Source organism: Streptomyces sp. NPDC002130, assembly GCF_040296465.1.
Taxonomy (GTDB): domain Bacteria; phylum Actinomycetota; class Actinomycetes; order Streptomycetales; family Streptomycetaceae; genus Streptomyces.
In genome coordinates this window covers 1-1,224 of record NZ_JBEOXI010001012.1, presented here as the reverse complement: position 1 = coordinate 1,224, position 1,224 = coordinate 1, and the positions used below count along the sequence as shown (strand labels likewise).

The following is a 1,224-nucleotide window of genomic DNA, read 5'->3' as shown; positions in this document are numbered from 1 at the left end:
CGATCGACCGTCGCTTTGCTCTTGGTGCTCCGCACGCCCGGCAGTTGCGCGAGTTCGGAGGCCACGCCGTCGGCGACTGGTCCCAGATCCACACTGACGTCGGTACCGGATTCGTTGTGCCGCAACGTGACTGCGCTCGTTCGGCGCCGGCGAAGGTTCAAGTACAACAGCCCGAAACCGGTGAAGACGCAGAGTACGAAGGTGCCGGACAGCACCCAGTGCCACCAAGGCTCCTCCGGAAGGCCGAAGAGGACCTCCCGATCGAGTCGTGACACCCAGGTTCGAATCAGTGAGGCACCCGCGTCCCATGCGATGGCGTAGGCGCCTGCCGCCAGGAGCACGATTCCGAAAATCAGGACGATGGTCCGATCGACCGCGGAAATCCAACGGTTCACGAGGCGTCCTTTCGTCGTACGGCAGCTTCTCGCACGACAACCGAAAGTTGCAGTGGCTGCTGCAGTATCGCGAGATGTGGTCGTACTGCCGCGTCCACGGCCGCGGCAAGTTCGGCCCGATCGCCACCGGTCGATTCGATGTGGACTTTGACGTGTCTGCGGTCGACGCTCGTGTGGGCCGAATCGACGCCGGGAACGACCGCTGCGTGGCTACTGCACAGGCGTGCAATGTCCGTCGGTCGCATCCATACCGTCGATGCTTTCGGGTTACCCAGTGGGACATGGGTTTTCGCGCGCCGTTTGATCGCCGACATTATCAGGACCACACCCGCGACAACGGCAGCGATCGCTACCGGAAGCAGCCAAGGTTGCCAGTGCAGCCGCGACGTCCACTCCACGGAGTTTCGGATCCAGGGTGCCGATTCGAAAGTTCCGCGGTTGATGAACCATTCGCGCGAGACCACGAAGGCGAGTGCGAGTAGACCGCACGCGATGACGACGGCCGAAACCGCGGCCGCCGGGTTCGCGGAGGGAACTCGGGGTGGAATCGGATCCGAGAGTGCCTCCTGCGCCGGGCCTTCGGCGATTTCGACGCCCGAAGCACATGACTCGTCGGTGCCCTCGGTTGCCGCGATCATGACGTTCATGTCGTGGAGGGGCAGGCCGGTCAGCGACTCGACACTGCGTCCGACTTCTGCCCGCACGCGGCCCGTCAGGTCGGTGACCGAACACGGCCAAGACACAGCGAGGAACAGATTGATGGCCACGGCGTCACTGCCCATCGAGATGTCGGCTCGCGGAAGGTCGCGCCCGGTCAGGCGGGTCAAAC

2 protein-coding genes are annotated in these 1,224 nt (G+C 64.1%); both read right to left on the bottom strand.

Annotated features, from left to right (window positions below; translation table 11 throughout):
• Positions 1-395: hypothetical protein (locus tag ABT116_RS47920; protein WP_351647779.1), on the bottom strand; the 395-nt coding region annotated here is incomplete at its 3' end.
• The coding region (locus ABT116_RS47915; protein WP_351647777.1) for a DUF6286 domain-containing Asp23/Gls24 family envelope stress response protein at positions 392-1,224 on the bottom strand (833 nt) is incomplete at its 5' end. The genes ABT116_RS47920 and ABT116_RS47915, both read right to left, overlap by 4 nt.